Here is a 17,998-nt window from a genome sequence, read left to right as displayed (position 1 = left end):
CTGTAGGTCAGAGTGAGGCATATTTCTTGCGCAGGCGCTGACGTATCAGCTCTGCTGCCGTGTTCATCAGGAAGGTGAAGCTGAGCAACACCAGTGCGGCAAGGAAGAGCACGCGGTAATGGGTACTGCCAACCTCCGACTCGGGCATTTCTACCGCGATATTGGCCGACAGCGTGCGCATGCCTTCAAAGATGTTCCAGTCCATAATCGGCGTGTTGCCGGTGGCCATCAGCACGATCATGGTTTCGCCAACGGCGCGGCCCATGCCGATCATCACGGCCGAGAAAATACCCGGGCTGGCGGTCAGGATGACCACCCGGCTCATGGTCTGCCAGGGCGTGGCACCCAGCGCCAGCGAGCCCTGGGTAAGGTGCCGTGGCACGCTGAACACCGCATCTTCGGCAATCGAGAAAATGGTCGGGATGACGGCAAAGCCCATGGCCAGACCCACCACCAGCGAGTTGCGCTGATCAAAGTCGATGCCCAGATCGCGGGTCAGGTAAACCCGCATGTCGCCACCGAAGAACCAGGCCTCGATATACACGCTCATCTCGAAGCAGAACCAGCCCATGATCAGCGTGACCGGAATCAGCAGCGCCGCCTCCCAGCCGTCCGGCACGGTCAGCCGCACGCGCTCCGGCAGACGACTCCAGGCGAAGGCAAAGGCAATAAATACGATAGGCGTGAGAATCAGCAGCGAGACAATGCCCGGCAGGTTGTCCTCCAGTGCCGGCGCCAGCCAGAGACCGGCCAGAAAACCGAGAATCACCGTGGGTAGCGCTTCCATCAACTCGATTACCGGCTTGACCTTGCGGCGCATGCCGGGGGCCATGAAGTAAGCGGTATAAACTGCCGCCGCAATGGCAATCGGGGTCGCCAGAATCATCGCGTAGAACGCCGCCTTCAAGGTACCAAAAGTCAGCGGCGCCAGGCTCAACTTGGGCTCGAACTCGGAGGTCGCCGAGGTCGACTGCCAAACGTAGTCAGGCTCGGGGTAGCTCTCGTACCAGACCTTGCCCCACAGCGATGACCAGGAGATTTCCGGGTGCTCGTTCTCTACATCCCAATAGCTCAGTTGACCGTCTTCGTGCTCAACCAGCAGATGATCAGCCCGTGGGCCAATCGCAAAGGATCGCACCGGTTGGTCGTCCAGCGGCTCAACCAGCAGGTTGTTGTGGGCGGTGGAGTTGTAAATACCCAACTGACCGTCGACGTCGGTCGTCAGGAATACCTTGCGCCGCTCTTCCGGCTGGATCAGTTGAATCGCTTCACCGGCCTGCTGATCGAAACTGCGCACCGGGGTCAGGGTCGGTTTGCCGTTGCCGCGCACCATGAACCACTGCTGCAGGCCACCGCTGCTGTCGCCAATGATCAACGAAATGCCACCCAGCATGAGGTTACTGGCGGTAACCCGCACGCCATTGCCGTCAACCACCTTGTAATGGCCGTTCAGCTCGCCATTGGCACGCAGTGACAGTACGTCGACGTATTGATTGCCATTGAACACGTACATCCACTGGCGCAAGGGATCAATCAGGATATTGCTGATATCGCCCTGCGACGGGTTCAGGGTCAGATCACTTTGTGAGGTACTGACCTCACCGGTCATGATGTTTTCCTGCCGGCTGATACTGGTCACCAGCAGTTCGCGTCCCACGTTTGCCGCCAGCGTCATGCCGCTGTCGTTGGCACTCATGGCGATGTGCTCCAGCGCGCGACCTTGCTTATCAAGAGTCACCGGCTCAGCGCCAAACGGGAACTTCAATTCGGGGGTAATAAGCCTTACGTCATTCGGGTAGGTAACCCGGTAATTATGCTGGCCGATGATTGCCTGACCATTGCTCAGACCAACCACAAACCGGCGGGTATTGGGACTCTCAACGCTAAAACTGGAAACCGTCGCGCCCTCGGGGATCGGCAGCCGCTGCTCAGCGACAAGCCCACCGTCGGCGGTCTTGAAAAACGCCACCTGGCCCGCGGCAGACACGCGAATCGCGACCTCACCCTGCTCCTCCATGGCCAGCATCAATGGCGGGTCCGCCGGGCTCAGCCAACTGGTGGAATAGCGTTCCTTCTGCTCCATATCGGCACCACCAAACAGCGGCAGCACTTCCGACAACAGATAGAGGAAGATCAACAGCACGGCGACGATCACACCCAGGCCGCCGATCGCGACGTACCAACGGGTAAAGTGATCCTTGAAGTGACGCATGGCTCGGTGGCGCTGCATCGCTGGCGTATTGAAATCGACGCGGGACGTCTTGGGTGATGATTGCATAGTCATGGCGCACACCCTACAGGGTCAATGTGACGAAATGGTTACAGCGGTATGACGGTAAAAAAGGGGTATGTCGTTTAGACACACCCCTTTCTCTCTGGCGTCCTTGCCAGTCCGACGCGGCTCAGAAGCCGAGGTCAGCGTGAACCTTGTCAACTGCGCGCTTGGGCATGGGCACGTAACCGTCCTTGAAGACGACTTCCTGACCCTGCTTGGACAGCATCATCTTGACGAACTCACGCTCCAGCGGAGCCAGTTCCTTGTTCGGCGCCTTGTTTACGTAAACGTAGAGGAAACGAGACAGCGGATAGGTACCGGCGATAGCGTTTGCTTCGTTGGCTTCGATGAAGGGTTCGCCCTCAGCCTTGGCCAGCGGGATAGCGCGGACGCTGGAGGTCTTGTAGCCCAGACCGGAGTAACCAACCGCGTTCAGCGACTGGCTGACAGACTGAACAACAGAAGCAGAACCGGGCTGCTCGTTCACGCCGCTGCGGAAGTCACCTTTGCACAGTGCGTTTTCTTTGAAGTAACCGTAGGTGCCGGAAACCGAGTTACGGCCGTACAGCTGAATGTCACGGTCAGCCCAGGCGCCGGTCAGTCCCAGCTTGCCCCAAGTGGCCAGCTCTTCGCCGCCGCACAGGTGAGTAGAAGAGAAGATACCGTCAACCTGAGCCATGGTCAGGCCTTCGATCGGGTTATCCTTGTGAGCGAAGACCGCCAGGGCATCGATGGCAACCGGTACTGCAGTCGGCTTGTAACCATAATGCTCTTCGAAGGCCTGGATTTCGCTGTCCTTCATCATGCGGCTCATCGGAGCCAGGTTGGATGTACCTTCAGTCAGCGCCGGCGGTGCAGTGGAAGAACCTGCGGCCTGGATCTGAATGTTGACGTTCGGGTACATGCGCTTAAACTCTTCAGCCCACAGCGTCATCATGTTAGCCAGTGTGTCAGAGCCAACGCTGGACAGGTTGCCGGATACACCGCCAACGCGCTGGTAATCTTCCAGGCTCTGGTCAACGGCAGCAAAGCTGGTGCTGGCGGCTACGCCGGCGGCAGCGAAGGTCACAGCAGCGAACAAACGCTTGAGTTTCATGTCATTCTCCTAGTGAGGTAGTGTTTGCAACACGCGACTCAGTATCAAAGCGTGATGTGACAACTCTATTCACGAATTATGACAATTGTGTGAAACGCAACAACCAGCGCCCAACTCCTGCATTTCCCCACAGAGAATGATTGAGCGACCCGCCGCAATCCCTTACCATAGAAGGCTTAGCCGGATTTCCGCGCCCTTCTGCCGCCGGCCAGCAAAACAAATACAAATAGACCAAGACTCGAGTGTTTAATGCACGATCTAGATATGGACCCGGTTCCGCAGGGTGAACTGGCGCTGAAAATCACCACCCTGCCCCGCGATTGCAACAGCTTTGGCGATATTTATGGCGGCTGGCTGGTTGCCCAGATGGATGTAGCCGGCACCAGCACTGCAGCGCGCATTGCGCGTGGCCGGGTAGCCACGGTGGCGATTGATCGCATGGGTTTCATGGTTCCGGTGCCGGTCGGTGCCCAGCTGGCCTTCCATTGCGACGTGCTGGATATTGGCCGCAGCTCGATCAAGATGCTGGTCGAAGTCTGGAGCGAAGACCTGGCCCACGATGAAAGCCGCAAGGTAACCGAAGCGACCTTCGTCTTCGTTGCCATTGATGACCGTGGCCGAACCCGCGTTATTCCATCCTGATGCCCACCGGGCCGGAGTAACAGCGCCGCCACCCCAATAGAGTGCCCGCTGATATGCCCCGCCCGCTGTTCACCGCCAGCCTCAGGCTGGCGCGCACCATTGATGCCGCCAATAACCTGCTGGGGCGCAGCGTCGCCTGGCTGAGCGTGCTGATGGTACTGCTCACCTGCCTGATTGTACTGCTGCGCTACGCCTTCAACATCGGCGCGACCGCCACGCAAGAACTCATCATGTACGGTCACTCGCTGGCCTTTATGGGCGCGGCCGCCTGGGCACTGCAGCGCGACGCCCACGTCCGGGTCGACATTTTCTTCCGCCGCTTTTCTTCGCGCGGCAAAGCGCTGATCGACTTTTCCGGCACCCTGCTGTTTCTGTTACCGCTGTGCCTGTTTCTGGCCTGGAACTGCTGGGACTACGTCAGCGTCGCCTGGCAGCGTCAGGAGCGCTCCGCCGATGCTGGCGGCTTGCCGTGGGTGTACATCCAGAAGAGCTTCATCCTGTTGCTGGTGATCAGTCTGTTTTTGCAGGCGCTGTCACAGTTGATCAAAACCGCGGCGGTGATCTTTGGGGCCCTGCCCTCGCATCTTCCGGCCAGCCATGAGGAGCATCTGTAATGGGTGTGGAATACATGGCAATTGCGCTGTTCATCTGTATCTGCCTGGCACTGATGGCCGGGTTTCCGGTGGCCTTCACCCTCGGCGGCATGTCGCTGTTGTTTGCCGGCGCCGGCATGGCCCTGGATCTGTTCGAGCCAAGCTTCCTCGGCGCCTTGCCCAGCCGCCTGTTCGGCACCATGAACAACCAGACCCTGCTGGCCGTGCCGCTGTTCGTCTTTATGGGCGTGATGCTGGAAAAGTCGCGCATTGCCGAAGACCTGCTCGACGCCATGTCCCGCCTGTTTGGCGGGTTGCGCGGCGGGCTGGCCTTTTCTGTCTGCATTGTCGGCGCCTTGCTGGCCGCCAGCACCGGCATCGTTGGCGCCACCGTGGTCACCCTCGGGCTGCTCGCACTGCCGACCATGCTGCGGCGCGGTTACGACCCCTCGGTTGCCACCGGTACCCTCGCCGCGACCGGCACCCTAGGGCAAATCATTCCGCCGTCGATCATTCTGGTGCTGCTGGGTGATGTGTTGTCCAACGCCTATCAGCAGGCACAGATACGCCTGGGCATCTTCTCGCCAAAGACCGTCACCGTAAGCGACCTGTTCATTGGCTCACTGCTGCCGGGCCTGATGCTGGTGGGCCTGTACCTGCTGTACCTGGTGGGCGTGGCCCTGTGGCAACCCAACAAGTTGCCGGCGTTGTCACCGGAGGAGCGCGGCGAAGTCTCCTGGGGACGGGTACTGATGAGCCTGCTACCGCCGCTACTGCTGATCATGTCGGTTCTCGGCTCGATTCTGGCCGGCATTGCCACACCGACCGAAGCCGCCGCCGTGGGCGCGCTCGGCGCAGCGCTGCTGGCGCTGGCCAAGCGGCAACTGGGGTTCGGCAAGCTACGTGAAGTCGCCCAGGCCACCACTGAAATCAGCGCCATGGTGTTCATGATCCTGCTCGGCGCGTCAATTTTCTCGCTGGTCTTTCGCGGCTACGGTGGCGACGATCTGATCCACCACCTGTTCGAGCAACTGCCGGGCGGCGTGTTCACCGCCACCCTGGTGGTCATGCTGGTGATTTTTCTGCTCGGGTTTATTCTCGACTTTATCGAGATCACCTTCGTGGTGGTGCCGATTGTCGGCCCGGTGCTGCTCAGCATGGGACTGGATCCGGTTTGGCTCGGCGTGATGATCGCGCTGAACCTGCAGACCTCCTTCCTCACGCCGCCGTTCGGCTTCTCGCTGTTCTATCTGCGCGGCGTGACCCCCGCCAGCGTACCAACCACCGCCATCTACCGCGGTGTGTTGCCCTTCATCGCGATTCAGATACTGATGCTGATCATCGCCGCCTGCTGGCCCGGGCTGGTGACCTGGCTGCCGGGGCTGATGACGCACTGAGCCGGCTATTCAGTTCGGCACCACCGCCACCACCTCGCCGACAATGCGCTCAGCCGGCACGCTGCCCCAGTGGCGGCTGTCGTCGGAGTTGTCGCGGTTGTCGCCGAGAAAGAAGTAGCGTCCTTCCGGCACTCGGAACGTCCGCGTTTCCCTCGGTGGTGCGTCCTTGAGGTACTGAATCCGGTAGGACTCTCCCTCTGCGGTCTCTGCATAGAGACTGAGGCTATCGGTGTCGCTCAGCCGCTGGCTCGTTAGCCTCTCGCCATTGATTACCACACCGTGCTCGGTAATCGCGATGACATCGCCGGGCAAGGCCATCAACCGTTTAACGTACAACTCATCACGCTCAGCCGGATAAAATACATAGACCTCGCCCCGCTGCAGCCGCTCCGGTGCGACCGCCTCCGCGCCCGGCAAGGCATGGCCGAATAACGCCCCCTGTGCAAAACCCCACTTCTGCACGATGACCACATCGCCTTCCACCAGCGTCGGGTGCATGGACGCCGACGGCACGGCGTAGGGTTCGTAAAGGAAAGCACGTACCAGCATTACACCCAGCATCAATCCCAGATAAAACCCGATCACCACCCACACCCGGCTATACCAGCGGCGCGGCTGCAGGCTTTTGCCACGCCGGATTATCCAGCAGGCATGCAATGGGCAGATCAGGCTGAACAGCAGGTGCAGGCCCAGCACCAAATACCAGTCAACTGCCGCGACCACCAGCGCCGCCAGCAAATAGGGCCAGAACAGGCGTGGGCGGTTTACATACAAAAAGACGAAGGGCTGTAAAAAAATGCCCAGTATCACAGCAATCCAGATTTTCGGGGGTCTGACAGTGGCCAAAACAGCTCCTCGGTGAGCGCCAGCACAGGCCTAACTGTGACCACGCCCGGTGGCCTAGATTCCCCGTAAGCCCTGAAGCACAGGCAAAGCCATCTCAAGGCGCCACTGCTGGGGGTCAGTCGTTATCCAGAAAGCGTTCAGCGTGGTCGGCGCTGGGCAGCCTGCAATAATCATAGCGGCCAAACAGTCGGTAGCGGTTCAAGGCAATGCGATCGTACAGCCAATCACGGACCGGCCGCGGCACCAGGCGCAGGATAACCAGTACACGCCATGGCCAGCCGAGCCCGCGCATCACCCGAAAGAAAGCCTCGCTCTTCTCACAACAGCGGCCCTGTTCAATCACCAGCATGGTGGTGACCTGGTCGGTCGGATAACCGAACTGCTGCAACAGCTGCTCACCAGCCGTCGATTGCACACTGCACAGCCGGTAGACCCGGCCGTGATCATGCGTGATAAGAAAGTTCGCCCAGCCATTGCACAGCTTGCAGACCGCATCAAACAGGATGATGCGCTCTGGCGGCACGGGGCGGATAGACGATACGCGGTTGTTCATCGCGCCAGCATACCCCAGACTGGAGCCCTGCGCGTCCCAGCCGACCTAGCTGGACGCTGGGCCGCTTGAAGGCCTGAACCTGTCGGCTAACGCCCTTCGCTTGCACCGGAATGCACTGCATGGCCAAGACCTACAAACGCTTGCGGCTGATATTGGGTGACCAACTCAACCCGCGCCACAGCTGGTATCGCGAAAAGGATGCCGACACGCTCTACGTGATTGCCGAGCTGCACCAGGAAACCGGCTATACCCGTCACCACGTGCAGAAAATCTGTGCCTTCTTCGCGGCCATGGCTGCCTTTGCCCAAGCGCTTGGCAAAGCCGGGCATGAAGTGCTGCATCTGAACCTGGATGACACCCGCGCCGACGCCACCCTCCCCGAGCTGCTGACACGGTTGATCGCCCAATACGGGGTCAGCTGCTTCGAATACCAGTTGCCCGATGAATACCGGCTGCGGACGCAGTTAGCCGATTTTGCCAGCGCAGTGCCGGTCACCACCAGCGCCTGGGAAACCGAGCACTTCTATCTCAGTGACCAAGAGCTCGCGCACTACTTTCAGCCTGGCAAGCGACATCAGATGGAAGCCTTTTACCGCAAACTGCGGGTGCGCTTCGATATTCTGATGGACGGCGCCGCGCCCCAGGGCGAGCAATGGAATTTCGACGCCGACAATCGCAACAAGCTCAAGGCCGCCGAGCTGGAGCAGATACCCGAGCCGCTACTGTTTGCCAACGAGGTCGGCCCGATCCTTGAGCGCTTGGGGCGCCACAACGTCGACACCATGGGCAAACCCATCACGCCACTGCCCTGGCCGGTTAACCGGCAGCAGGCAATCGGCCTGCTGGAGCACTTCTGCCGCTACGCCTTGCCGCAGTTTGGCCGGTATCAGGACGCCATGACCGGCAAGCTCGACGTCAGTGACCGCGCCCGACAATGGACGCTGTTTCATTCACGGCTGTCCTTTGCGCTCAACTGCAAGATGCTCGACCCGCGGCAGGTCATCCGTGTCGCCATCGAGCACTATCAGGCCGATCCACGCAAAGAACGCATAGGGGTCGCACAGATCGAAGGCTTCGTGCGGCAGATTCTCGGCTGGCGCGAATTTGTCCGTGGCCTCTATTGGGCCAACATGCCGGACTACGCGCAGTTGAATGCGCTGGCCGCGCAGCGCACGCTACCGTCCTGGTTCTGGGATGCCAAGACCCGCATGAACTGTCAGAAGCAGGCGATCAGCCAATCGCTGGAGTTTGCTTACGCGCATCACATTCAACGCCTGATGATCACCGGCAACTTCTGCCTGCTGACCGGCATTGATCCGGATGAGGTCGACCAGTGGTATCTGGGGGTCTATGTCGACGCCATCGAGTGGGTTGAATTACCCAACACCCGTGGCATGAGTCAGTTTGCCGACGGCGGCATCGTCGGCTCCAAGGCCTACGCAGCCAGCGGCAACTATGTGCAGAAAATGAGCGACTACTGCAGCGACTGCACTTACCAGGTAAAGCAGGTGACCGGCGCCGACGCCTGCCCGCTGAACTCACTTTATTGGCGCTTCATGCAGCAGCACGAACACGATTTCGCCACCAATCCGCGCAACAAAATGGTGTATGCCAACTGGCAGAAGAAACCGCTGGCGCAGCGCGAGGCCATTCTGGCGCGGGCCGAACAGCTACTCGACGACCTGGAATCGCTATAGTCAGCCCGGCCTGTTGGGGTTCAGCCCATCTCAGTGCGGCGTCACCGGTGTCTTGGCACCCAGCAGCTTCTGCGTCGGCTCAATAGTGCCGATCGCCTGATAGTACTGCAGCAGCGTAAACCAGTCGGCTTCGGGCATCGGCCCACGGTGGCGGTAAAACTGCTTGAGATCGTGGCGCACGGCCGCATGCTTGCGCAGGCGATGGCGCGCCTTTTCCAGGTCCAGCAGGGCAATCTCTACGCCCTGACTGCGCACCCGGATAAACACATGCTTGGAGTACAGACAACCATGCTGCCAGCCGGCGGCATGCGCAAGACTCAGGGTTTTCGCCAGCTCGCGCAGCATATGCTGGTGCGTGGCGTTGCCGCGTACGCTGGGCGCATCCTCCGCGTACCACTGATCCATGCTGATAAAACCTTTCAGCTCTTCGGTGACCAACAGCCCTTGCCAGACGCCCTGCTGCCTGCGCGAACCGGCAAATACCAGGCTAGGAACACGCACGCCCGCGGCGCGGTAGGCTTCCAGTGCGCGGTGCTCACGCACCACCGTAGGGCGGCCGAAGGGGTAGCGCAGCGAGCGGCTGAGATGGCCGCACTGGCGCTTGCAATACAGGGTTTTGCCATCTCCGGTGTGCAAGTATTGCACACCGCTCTGGCCGTCGCGTCGTTCGTTGGGTTCTTCAACCCAGTCGCCTTGTTGCTGCCACCAGTCGGCAAAATTCATGCTGGCGTACTGCTCGGGTAATGTGCTCAATTCATTCCACCTCAGCGTCACCGCCGCGGTATGGCGCGCCTGCCGGCGCTGCCTGCGGAGCAACTTGTTATTGACTGCTGTCTGTAAGAAACAAGCAACAACCATACCCATCTTGCAGCCATCAAGTCAAAACGTGGTTTATTCCGCCGGCAAGTGCAACGAACATGCAAAAACAAAAAACCCGCCTGATCGGCGGGTTTGGCGGCGTTTCGGTGGGTCAGTCACGTAGCGCGTACATGGCGCTCTCACCGATCGCATGCCAGGCATTCACCTTGTCACGGAACGCTTGCATGGAGTCCCATACTTCCCGGTTGAGCGGGTTGGCTGCCGCGGTTTCTTCCAGCACATCCAGGCTGATATCACGCAAACGCTCCAGCACTGCGTCGGGCAGCCGGCGTAGCTGCACACCGTGCTCGTTCACCAGCGTGTCCAGGGCCTCGGCATTGCGCTTGGTGTACTCGTCCAGCATCGCCTGGTTGGTGGCGCGGGCGGCGACCTTGACGATGTCCTGCAGGTCTGCCGGCAGCTCGGCCAGCTTCTGCTGGTTAATGGTCAATTCAAGCACCGCGCAGGGCTCCTGCCAGCCGGGGTAGTAATAGTATTTAGCGGCCTGATAAAGACCGAAAGCCAGGTCGTTATAGGGGCTGACCCAGTCGGTGGCGTCGATGACGCCGGTCTGTAGCGAGGTGAATATCTCACTGCCGGGCAGGTTGACCGTGGTGGCACCGGCGCGCGACAGCACTTCGCCGCCAAAACCCGGCATGCGGATCTTCAAGCCCTGCAGATCGTCCAGGCTGTTGATCTCCTTGTTGAACCAACCGGCCATCTGCACCCCGGTGTTGCCGCAAGGCAAGGGCAGCACGCCGAGTGACTCGTAGGCCTTTTGCCACAACGCCAAGCCACCGCCTTCATATAACCAGGCGTTCATTTCCTGTGCATTCAGACCGAAGGGCACGGCGGTAAAGAAGGGCGCTGCGGCACTTTTCCCCTTCCAGTAATAAGCCGCGCTGTGGCCCATCTCGGCGGTACCGCTGGAGACCGCATCAAACACCTCCAGCGCCGGGACCAGCGCGCCAGCGGCAAACACCTGAATACTCAGGCGGCCATTGGACAGGCGCGCAACGGTATCGGCAAAGTGCTGCGCTGTGGTGCCCAGGCCGGGAAAGTTCTCCGGCCAGGAGGTGACCATTTTCCAGCGAAAACGCTGTTCAGCTGGCGCTTTTTCAGCGCCGTTGGCCGGCACGGATTCTTCCTTGCAGCCAGCCAGCGCAGCAACGCCAAGTCCCAGACCTGCAGCGGTCAGCAGTTTACGACGATCCATCAGTTGTCCTCGTTTGCCGGGCAGCGGTCAGAGCGCTTCGAGCTTGGCGTACGCCACCATCAGCCACTTGCTGCCTTCATCATCAAAATTGACCTGAATACGCGCTTGCGCACCTTGGCCTTCGTAATTCAACACCACACCTTCGCCAAACAGCGAATGCATTACCCGCTGTCCTAGTGCAAAACCGGTACTTTCGCTGGCATCGGCAGCGAACAGGCCGGTCTTGCCGGGGCCGAACGGACGACTGACCTGATTACCCAGGCGTACTTCCTGTATCAGTTCCGCCGGCACCTCGCGCACGAAACGCGAGAGTTTGTTGAAGGTCTCACTGCCATACAAGCGGCGTGTTTCCGCCCAGGTAATAACCAGTTGCTGCATGGCGCGGGTAATGCCGACATATGCGAGGCGGCGCTCCTCCTCCAACCGCCCCGGGTCTTCCAGGCTCATCTTGTGCGGGAAAAGCCCCTCTTCTACTCCAGCCATGAACACCAGCGGGAACTCCAGACCCTTCGCACTGTGCAGGGTCATCAGCTGTACGCTATCTTCAAACCGGTCGGCCTGGGTTTCGCCCGCCTCCAGCGAGGCGTGGGCGAGGAAGGCCAGCAGCACATCACCCTCTTCGTCCTCCTCGGCCATATCATTCTCGAAGCCACGTGCAGCAGAAACCAGCTCTTCCAGGTTCTCGACACGCGCTTGGGCCTTTTCGCCCTTCTCCTGCTCGTGAAACCGCAGCAGGCCACTGTGCTCGATGGCGATCTGCGCCTTGCTGTACAGCGGCACGCCCTCGGCGCGCTCAGCGAGCTCCTCGATCAGCACCATGAAGCCCTGCACCGCGTTGGCGGCACGGCCCGGCAGGCCCTTGTTGTCGAGCAGATCACAAGCCGCTTGCCACATCGATACGTCCTGCTCACGGGCGTGCTGGCGTAGCGCTTCGACGGTTTTGTCACCAATGCCGCGGGTGGGCAGGTTGATGATCCGCTCCAATGCGCCATCGTCGCCGCGGTTGCCAATCAGCCGCAGGTAGGCCATGGCGTTCTTGATCTCGGCGCGTTCGAAAAAGCGCTGGCCGCCGTAAATGCGGTAGGGAACGCCGCTACGCAGTAGCGCCTCCTCCAGCACCCGCGACTGGGCATTGGAGCGGTAGAGGATGGCGATTTCGCTGCGGCTCATGCCGTCGCGCACCGCCTGCTCGATGCGCTCGACGATGAAGCGCGCCTCGTCCTGCTCGTTGAACCCGGCATAAAGCGCAATCGGCTCGCCCTCGTTGCCGTCGGTCCACAACTGCTTGCCGAGGCGCCCGGCATTGTTGTCGATCAAGGCGTTGGCGGCTTTGAGGATGGTCGCGGTGGAGCGGTAGTTCTGCTCCAGGCGAATCATCTCGGCATTCGGGTAGTCGGTTTGAAACTGCTGGATATTTTCAATCCGTGCGCCGCGCCAGCCATAGATCGACTGGTCGTCGTCACCCACTACCATGAGGCTGGGGTTTTTGCCGGCCAGGTGCCGCAACCAGGCGTACTGTACAGCGTTGGTGTCCTGAAACTCGTCGACCAGCATGTGCTTGAAGCGGGCCTGGTATTGCTCGCGCAGGGTCTGGTTGTCGCGCCACAGCTCCAGCGAGCGCAGCAGCAACTCGGCAAAATCCACGGCACCCGCGCGCGCGCAGGCTTGCTCGTAGGCGGTATAGATACGCACCATGGTGGTCAAAAACAGATCACCGGCGGTTTGGATATGCTGCGGTCGCAGGCCTTCATCCTTTTGCCCGTTGATCCACCACTGCGCCTGCTTGGGCGCCCATTGGTTCTCATCCAGCGCCAGCTCTCGGATTACCCGCTTGACCAGCCGCAACTGGTCATCGCTGTCGAGAATCTGAAACTGCTCGGCCAGACCGGCCTCACGCCAATGCGCCCGCAGCAGTCGATGCGCCAGCCCGTGGAATGTGCCCACCCACATGCCCTGCGGTGAGATACCGAGCATCTGTTCGATGCGCCCGCGCATTTCGTAGGCCGCCTTGTTGGTGAAGGTGACCGAGAGAATGCTCCAGGGCGAGGCCTTTTCGACCTCTACCAGCCAGGCAATGCGATGCACCAGCACGCGGGTTTTGCCGGAGCCGGCGCCAGCCAGGACCAACTGTTGACCGAGGCTGGCGGTAACCGCCTGGCGCTGGGCGTCATTGAGAGAGTTAAGCAGGTGGGAGATATCCATTGCGGCATTCTACCAGCGACCACGCTCGGCTCGAAAGCCAAGCCTGCATCTCCCGGTCCAGAGGCCCGCGTTGCAGTTTTTTACCCGTTTGGGGCTGTGCCGCAACGATGCGCTGGTGTAAGGTTGGCCGAATAAAGCCCTCGATCAGCTATAAGATCCGCCAATGATAAAAAGAAACGCACAGCGTTCCAGGACTCCCACGTCGTCATGACGATCTTGCGCTCCAGCACCACGCCCATCTCCGCGCTAGACCTGCGCCTGCAGCAAACCAATCAGCTGTATGCCTACTCGCGCCTGCCGCAATGGTTGATGCTCGGCGTAGCGCTGCTGATCGTGCCACTGCTCTGGCAACACACCAGCCCGACGCGTTTGCTCAGCTGGGTTGCCCTGATTGGCCTGCTGGCGGTGTTGCGCCAACGCCTGGTCAATCGCTATCAGAACTGCCCGCCGCACGACCGCCTGCGTGCCCGCTGGCGCTTTTTCTTCCATCTCGGCAACCTGGCGTCCGGTTTGTGCCTGGCCTGGGTCTATGTTGGGCTGACGCCGGTCGGCGACTTCACCCTGCAGGCGCCGGTTTACAGTCTGGCCGGCGGCGTTGCCCTGTGTGTTGGGGTGATCTACGCCAGCCGTTTCCCGGCCTTTGCCAGCTTCATCATTCCCGCCTGGTTGCCGCCCGTGGCCTTTCTGCTGCTACAACGGGACGAATTCAGCCAGTCCTGGGCCTTGATGGGTCTGATCCTGTTTGTCTGCATTGTGCTCTGCGCGGTCTTTATTCATCGCTCGGTGCTTGAGGCGCTGATGAGCAACCTGCGTAATGAGGCCCTGCTGGCCAACCTCGGCAGCACCCAGCAGCGCAGCGAAGAGCTGAACCAGCAGCTGACCCGTGAGATCAGCCAGCGCCGCAACGCCGAGCAGTCACTGCGGGAAAGCCATGAAGCCCTGGAAGCGCGAGTACAGGAACGCACCGCCGAGCTGGAACGCGCAACCCATAACCTGCAGGCCAGTGAAGCCCAGTTGAGCCTGGCCATGGACGCCAGCCGGCTGGGCCTGTGGGACTGGGATCTGGTGACCGACCGGGTTTTCCATTCGCAGGTCGATACCATCTTCGGCATTGCCCAGGATGACGGCATGAGCATGTTGCTCGACCTCAAGCCGCGTCTGCATCCGGCCGATGCCGCCATGGTGCGCAAGACCCTGGTGCGGCACATGAAAGGTGACACCGAAGCCTATCGCATGGAATACCGCGTGCGGCACCAGAGCGGCCAATGGGTCTGGGTCGAGGACGCCGGTCGGGTGGTCGAGCGCGACGCCAACGGCCGCGCGACGCGCATGATCGGCACCCGTCGCGACATCACCGCCCGCAAGTATCAGGATGAACAGGCGCTGCTGGCCTCCACCGTGTTCGAGGCCACTTCCGAGGGCATTTTCATTCTCGACCCGGAGCAGAACGTGCTGGCAGTAAATCAGGCCTACAGCGTGATTACCGGGCTGGCCAGCGCCGACGCGGTAGGCCGTAACATTCTCGACTTGAGCGGCGACGACGAGATTCGCGAACAGTTCAGACATTTGCACCAACTGCTCAGCAACCAGGACCGCTGGCAGGGTGAGTTGACCGCCAGGCGCCGCACCGGCGAGCAGTTTCCAATCTGGCTGCAGCTGGCCGTAGTGCGCGACCAGAGCGGCCAGATCACCCATTACGTGGGTTTCTTTGCCGATCTGACCACCCACCGCCAGACCGAAGAACAGTTGCAGTACCTGACCAACTACGATGCCCTGACCCAACTGGCCAACCGCAACCTGTTCAACGAGCGGCTGCAGGAAGCCACCAGTCGCGCCCGCCAGCACGAGCATCAGGTAGCATTGCTGCATATCGACCTGGACCGCTTCAAACAGATCAACGTCACCCTCGGGCATACGCTGGCGGACAGCCTGTTGCAGGAAATCGCCAAGCGCCTGCGCGCCGCGGCACAACCGCAGGACCTGCTGGCGCGCCTCTCCGCGGACGAGTTTGTGCTGTTGATCGAGCAGCCGGAAAACGACAAGGCCCTGGCGATGACCGCCAACGGTGTACTCGAGGCCGTGCGACAGCCCATGCAGATTGGCGGCCAGGAACTGGTCATGACCGCCTCGATCGGCATCAGTCTGTTCCCCTCCACAGCGCGCGACAGTCTGCTGATGATTACCCAGGCACACCAGGCCATGCAGCACGCCAAACAGCTGGGTGGCAACAACGCCCAGTTCTTCACCCATGAGCTGCGCGCCTACAGCCTTGATCGTCTGCAACTGGAAAACCAACTGCGCAAGGCGCTGGAAGACGACCAACTGGTGGTCTTTTACCAACCCAAGCTGCACCTGGCCAGTGACCGCATCCGCAGCGCCGAGGCGCTGGTGCGCTGGCAGCACCCACAACGCGGCTTGATCATGCCCGGCGAGTTCATCAGCATCGCCGAGGAATCCGGCATGATAGTGCGCCTTGGTGACAGCGTGCTGCGCCAGGCGTGCGCCCAGGCCAGCCAGTGGTATCAGCAGGGCCCGCAAGCGGTCGCGGTATCAGTGAACCTATCGGTGCAACAGTTGCGCCAGCAGGGTTTCGCCGACGATGTGGCGCGCATCCTGCGCGGCTGCAAATTGCCGGCGAGGCTGCTGGAGCTGGAGTTGACCGAGAGCATGCTGCTGGAACACAGCCCGACCGTGTCGAGCAACATCGAAGCGCTGCAGGAACTGGGCGTGACGCTCTCGGTGGACGACTTCGGCACCGGTTACTCATCGCTCGCCTACCTCAAGCGCTTCCCGATCAGTACGCTGAAAATCGACCGCGCCTTTGTTGCCGAGCTGGATGAAGAGCACTGCGACGACGCCATCATCCGCGCCATTATTGCCATGGCCCATAGCCTGTCGCTCAACGTGGTCGCCGAGGGCGTCGAGCACGAGCGCCAGCTGGAGTTCCTCAAAGCCAATGGCTGTGACGAAGTGCAGGGTTACCTGATCAGCCGACCCATCCCGGCCGACGAGTTCACTGCGCTGCTGAGCAGCAGCAGTGATATGCCGAATCTGCGCAAGCGCCGCTGATCACTCGCGCTCATCCAGCCAGCGGTGACCCTGACGCTCCAGCAGACTGTCGGCCGCATCCGGCCCCCAACTGCCCGCCGGGTAACGCTTGGGCGAACGATAACAATCCTGCCAACCCGCCAGAATCGGATCGACCCAGCGCCAGGCCGCTTCAATCTCATCACGCCGCATGAACAGCGTGGCGTCCCCCTGGATCACATCCAGCAGCAGACGCTCATAGGCGTCCCAGCGTCGACGCTTGAAGGCATCGGCAAAATCCAGATCCAGGTCCACGTTCTGCAGCCCCATGCCGCGTCCCGGTGATTTCGCCATCAACGACAGGCGAATACCCTCGTCCGGTTGCAGACTGATGATCAGGCGGTTGTTTTCCGGGTTGTCGCCACTGCGCGGGAACAGCCGGTAGGGTACTGGCTTGAACTGGATGACGATTTCCGACTTGCGCTGGGCCAGGCATTTGCCGGTACGCAGGTAGAAAGGCACGCCAGCCCAGCGCCAGTTGTCGATTTCGGTTTTCAGCGCGACAAAGGTTTCGGTATTGCTGTCGTGGTCTACGCGCTTCTCAAAATAGTAGGCGGGCAATCGCTCACCCGCTCGTTCGCCGGCCGCGTACTGGCCGCGAACGGTGCGGTCCTGCACATCCATGCCGGTGATCGGACGCAGCGCCTCGAGAATCTTCAGCTTTTCGTTACGCACGGCCTCCGGCTCGAAGTGCACTGGCGCTTCCATGGCCACCAGGCAGAGCAGCTGCAGCAGGTGATTCTGCACCATGTCGCGCATGGCGCCGGCGCGGTCGTAATAGTCACCGCGGTTTTCCACGCCCACACTTTCCAGCACGCTGATCTGTACGTGGTCGATATGCGCGTTGCGCCATAGCGGTTCGAACAGCGCATTGCCAAAGCGCAGCGCCAACAGGTTCTGCACCGCCTCCTTGCCCAGGTAGTGGTCGATGCGGAACACCCGCGCCTCGTCGAACACGGCGCCAATCTGGTCGTTGATCTGATTCGCCGTGATCAGGCTCTCGCCCAGCGGCTTTTCGAGCACCACGCGGGCGTGCTCGTCGGCCAGACCGACCGAAGCCAGGTGCTTCACCGTAGGCGCAAACAGGCTGGGCAGGGTGGCCAGATAGAACACCCGCACGCGGCCACTGTTTTTTTTCAGCAGCTTGGTCAACTTGGGGAATTCAACTCGCTGGCTGACATCCAGCGACAGGTAGTCCATACGCGCGGCAAAGCTGTCCCAGGCGTGCTGGTCAAAGTCGCTGCGCGCGACATGCTGGCTAACGTGACGCCTGGCCAACTTGCGGTAGCTGTCCACCGTATGCTGCGCGCGCGCCAGTGCAAAGATCCGCGTACCCGCATGCAGGTGACCGTCACGGTGCAGATAATAGAGTGCCGGCAGCAGCTTGCGCATTGCCAGGTCGCCGGTGCCGCCAAACACCACCATGTCACAGCTGATACCGTCTTGCGCCGCCACGTCGCCCTCCCGGAAAACAGCGCCGGGGGCGATTTTGTAGTATAACTACAAAATCGGTCGCCTACCGGGCGCCAGAAACCC

At 60.8% G+C, this 17,998-nt stretch carries 13 protein-coding genes; 5 read left to right on the top strand and 8 right to left on the bottom strand.

The genetic code is table 11. The features are described from left to right. Positions 1–7: 7 nt before the first annotated feature. Together BLU26_RS12410 and BLU26_RS12405 are read right to left on the bottom strand one after the other, a co-directional pair. Positions 8–2,284, bottom strand: a complete 2,277-nt coding sequence (locus BLU26_RS12410) for an ABC transporter permease subunit (protein WP_092287126.1) — start codon at positions 2,282–2,284, stop codon at positions 8–10. A gap of 118 nt (positions 2,285–2,402) precedes the next feature. Beyond that, positions 2,403–3,371, bottom strand: coding sequence for a PstS family phosphate ABC transporter substrate-binding protein (locus BLU26_RS12405; protein ID WP_092287124.1), 969 nt, complete (start codon positions 3,369–3,371; stop codon positions 2,403–2,405). Positions 3,372–3,620: 249 nt separating this feature from the next. Between BLU26_RS12405 and BLU26_RS12400 the strand changes: the two genes are divergently transcribed. The 3 genes from BLU26_RS12400 to BLU26_RS12390 are packed head-to-tail and all read left to right on the top strand — an operon-like array spanning position 3,621 to position 6,003. After that, entirely contained in the window at positions 3,621–4,013 is a 393-nt protein-coding gene (locus BLU26_RS12400; protein ID WP_092287122.1) for an acyl-CoA thioesterase, read from the top strand. 53 nt (positions 4,014–4,066) lie between these two features. After that, positions 4,067–4,627, top strand: a complete 561-nt coding sequence (locus BLU26_RS12395) for a TRAP transporter small permease subunit (protein ID WP_092287120.1) — start codon at positions 4,067–4,069, stop codon at positions 4,625–4,627. After that, complete coding sequence (locus tag BLU26_RS12390; RefSeq protein ID WP_092287118.1) at positions 4,627–6,003, top strand: TRAP transporter large permease; 1,377 nt, start codon at positions 4,627–4,629, stop codon at positions 6,001–6,003. Before BLU26_RS12395 ends, BLU26_RS12390 begins: the two co-directional genes overlap by 1 nt. Before the next feature lie 9 nt (positions 6,004–6,012). On the opposite strand, the gene lepB is transcribed toward BLU26_RS12390, so the two are convergent. Both lepB and BLU26_RS12380 read right to left on the bottom strand, forming a co-directional pair. After that, on the bottom strand, positions 6,013–6,849 hold the full coding sequence (lepB, locus tag BLU26_RS12385) for a signal peptidase I (protein ID WP_157719362.1): 837 nt from the start codon (positions 6,847–6,849) through the stop codon (positions 6,013–6,015). A gap of 115 nt (positions 6,850–6,964) precedes the next feature. Next, the gene (locus BLU26_RS12380) at positions 6,965–7,402 is read right to left on the bottom strand and encodes a thiol-disulfide oxidoreductase DCC family protein (RefSeq protein WP_092287114.1); all 438 of its coding nucleotides are present in this window, start codon (positions 7,400–7,402) and stop codon (positions 6,965–6,967) included. Positions 7,403–7,521: 119 nt separating this feature from the next. Here BLU26_RS12380 and BLU26_RS12375 point away from each other — a divergent pair, with 119 nt between their 5' ends. Next, complete coding sequence (locus BLU26_RS12375; protein WP_092287112.1) at positions 7,522–9,099, top strand: cryptochrome/photolyase family protein; 1,578 nt, start codon at positions 7,522–7,524, stop codon at positions 9,097–9,099. A 30-nt stretch (positions 9,100–9,129) separates the two neighbouring features. Here the strand turns inward: BLU26_RS12375 and BLU26_RS12370 are convergent, their stop codons facing one another. From BLU26_RS12370 to uvrD, 3 genes are all read right to left on the bottom strand, one after another. Continuing rightward, positions 9,130–9,822: a lipopolysaccharide kinase InaA family protein gene (locus BLU26_RS12370; protein ID WP_092287110.1), complete on the bottom strand. Its 693-nt coding sequence runs from the start codon at positions 9,820–9,822 to the stop codon at positions 9,130–9,132. A gap of 247 nt (positions 9,823–10,069) precedes the next feature. Beyond that, positions 10,070–11,173 carry a TRAP transporter substrate-binding protein gene (locus tag BLU26_RS12365; protein WP_092287108.1) on the bottom strand — a complete coding sequence of 368 codons (1,104 nt, stop codon included), beginning with the start codon at positions 11,171–11,173 and terminating at the stop codon, positions 10,070–10,072. A gap of 27 nt (positions 11,174–11,200) precedes the next feature. Next, complete coding sequence (gene uvrD / locus BLU26_RS12360) at positions 11,201–13,375, bottom strand: DNA helicase II (protein WP_092287106.1); 2,175 nt, start codon at positions 13,373–13,375, stop codon at positions 11,201–11,203. A gap of 207 nt (positions 13,376–13,582) precedes the next feature. On the opposite strand from uvrD, the gene BLU26_RS12355 reads away from it, so the two are divergent. Further along, positions 13,583–16,444, top strand: a complete 2,862-nt coding sequence (locus tag BLU26_RS12355; RefSeq protein WP_092287104.1) for a putative bifunctional diguanylate cyclase/phosphodiesterase — start codon at positions 13,583–13,585, stop codon at positions 16,442–16,444. Here the strand turns inward: BLU26_RS12355 and zwf are convergent, their stop codons facing one another. Further along, a complete protein-coding gene (gene zwf, locus BLU26_RS12350; RefSeq protein WP_092288476.1) occupies positions 16,445–17,887 on the bottom strand; it encodes a glucose-6-phosphate dehydrogenase in 1,443 nt (480 codons plus the stop codon). Between the last annotated feature and the right edge of the window lie 111 nt (positions 17,888–17,998).

It is taken from the genome of Halopseudomonas sabulinigri (assembly GCF_900105255.1).
Lineage (GTDB): Bacteria > Pseudomonadota > Gammaproteobacteria > Pseudomonadales > Pseudomonadaceae > Halopseudomonas > Halopseudomonas sabulinigri.
This window is presented reverse-complemented; position numbering and strand designations above follow the sequence as displayed.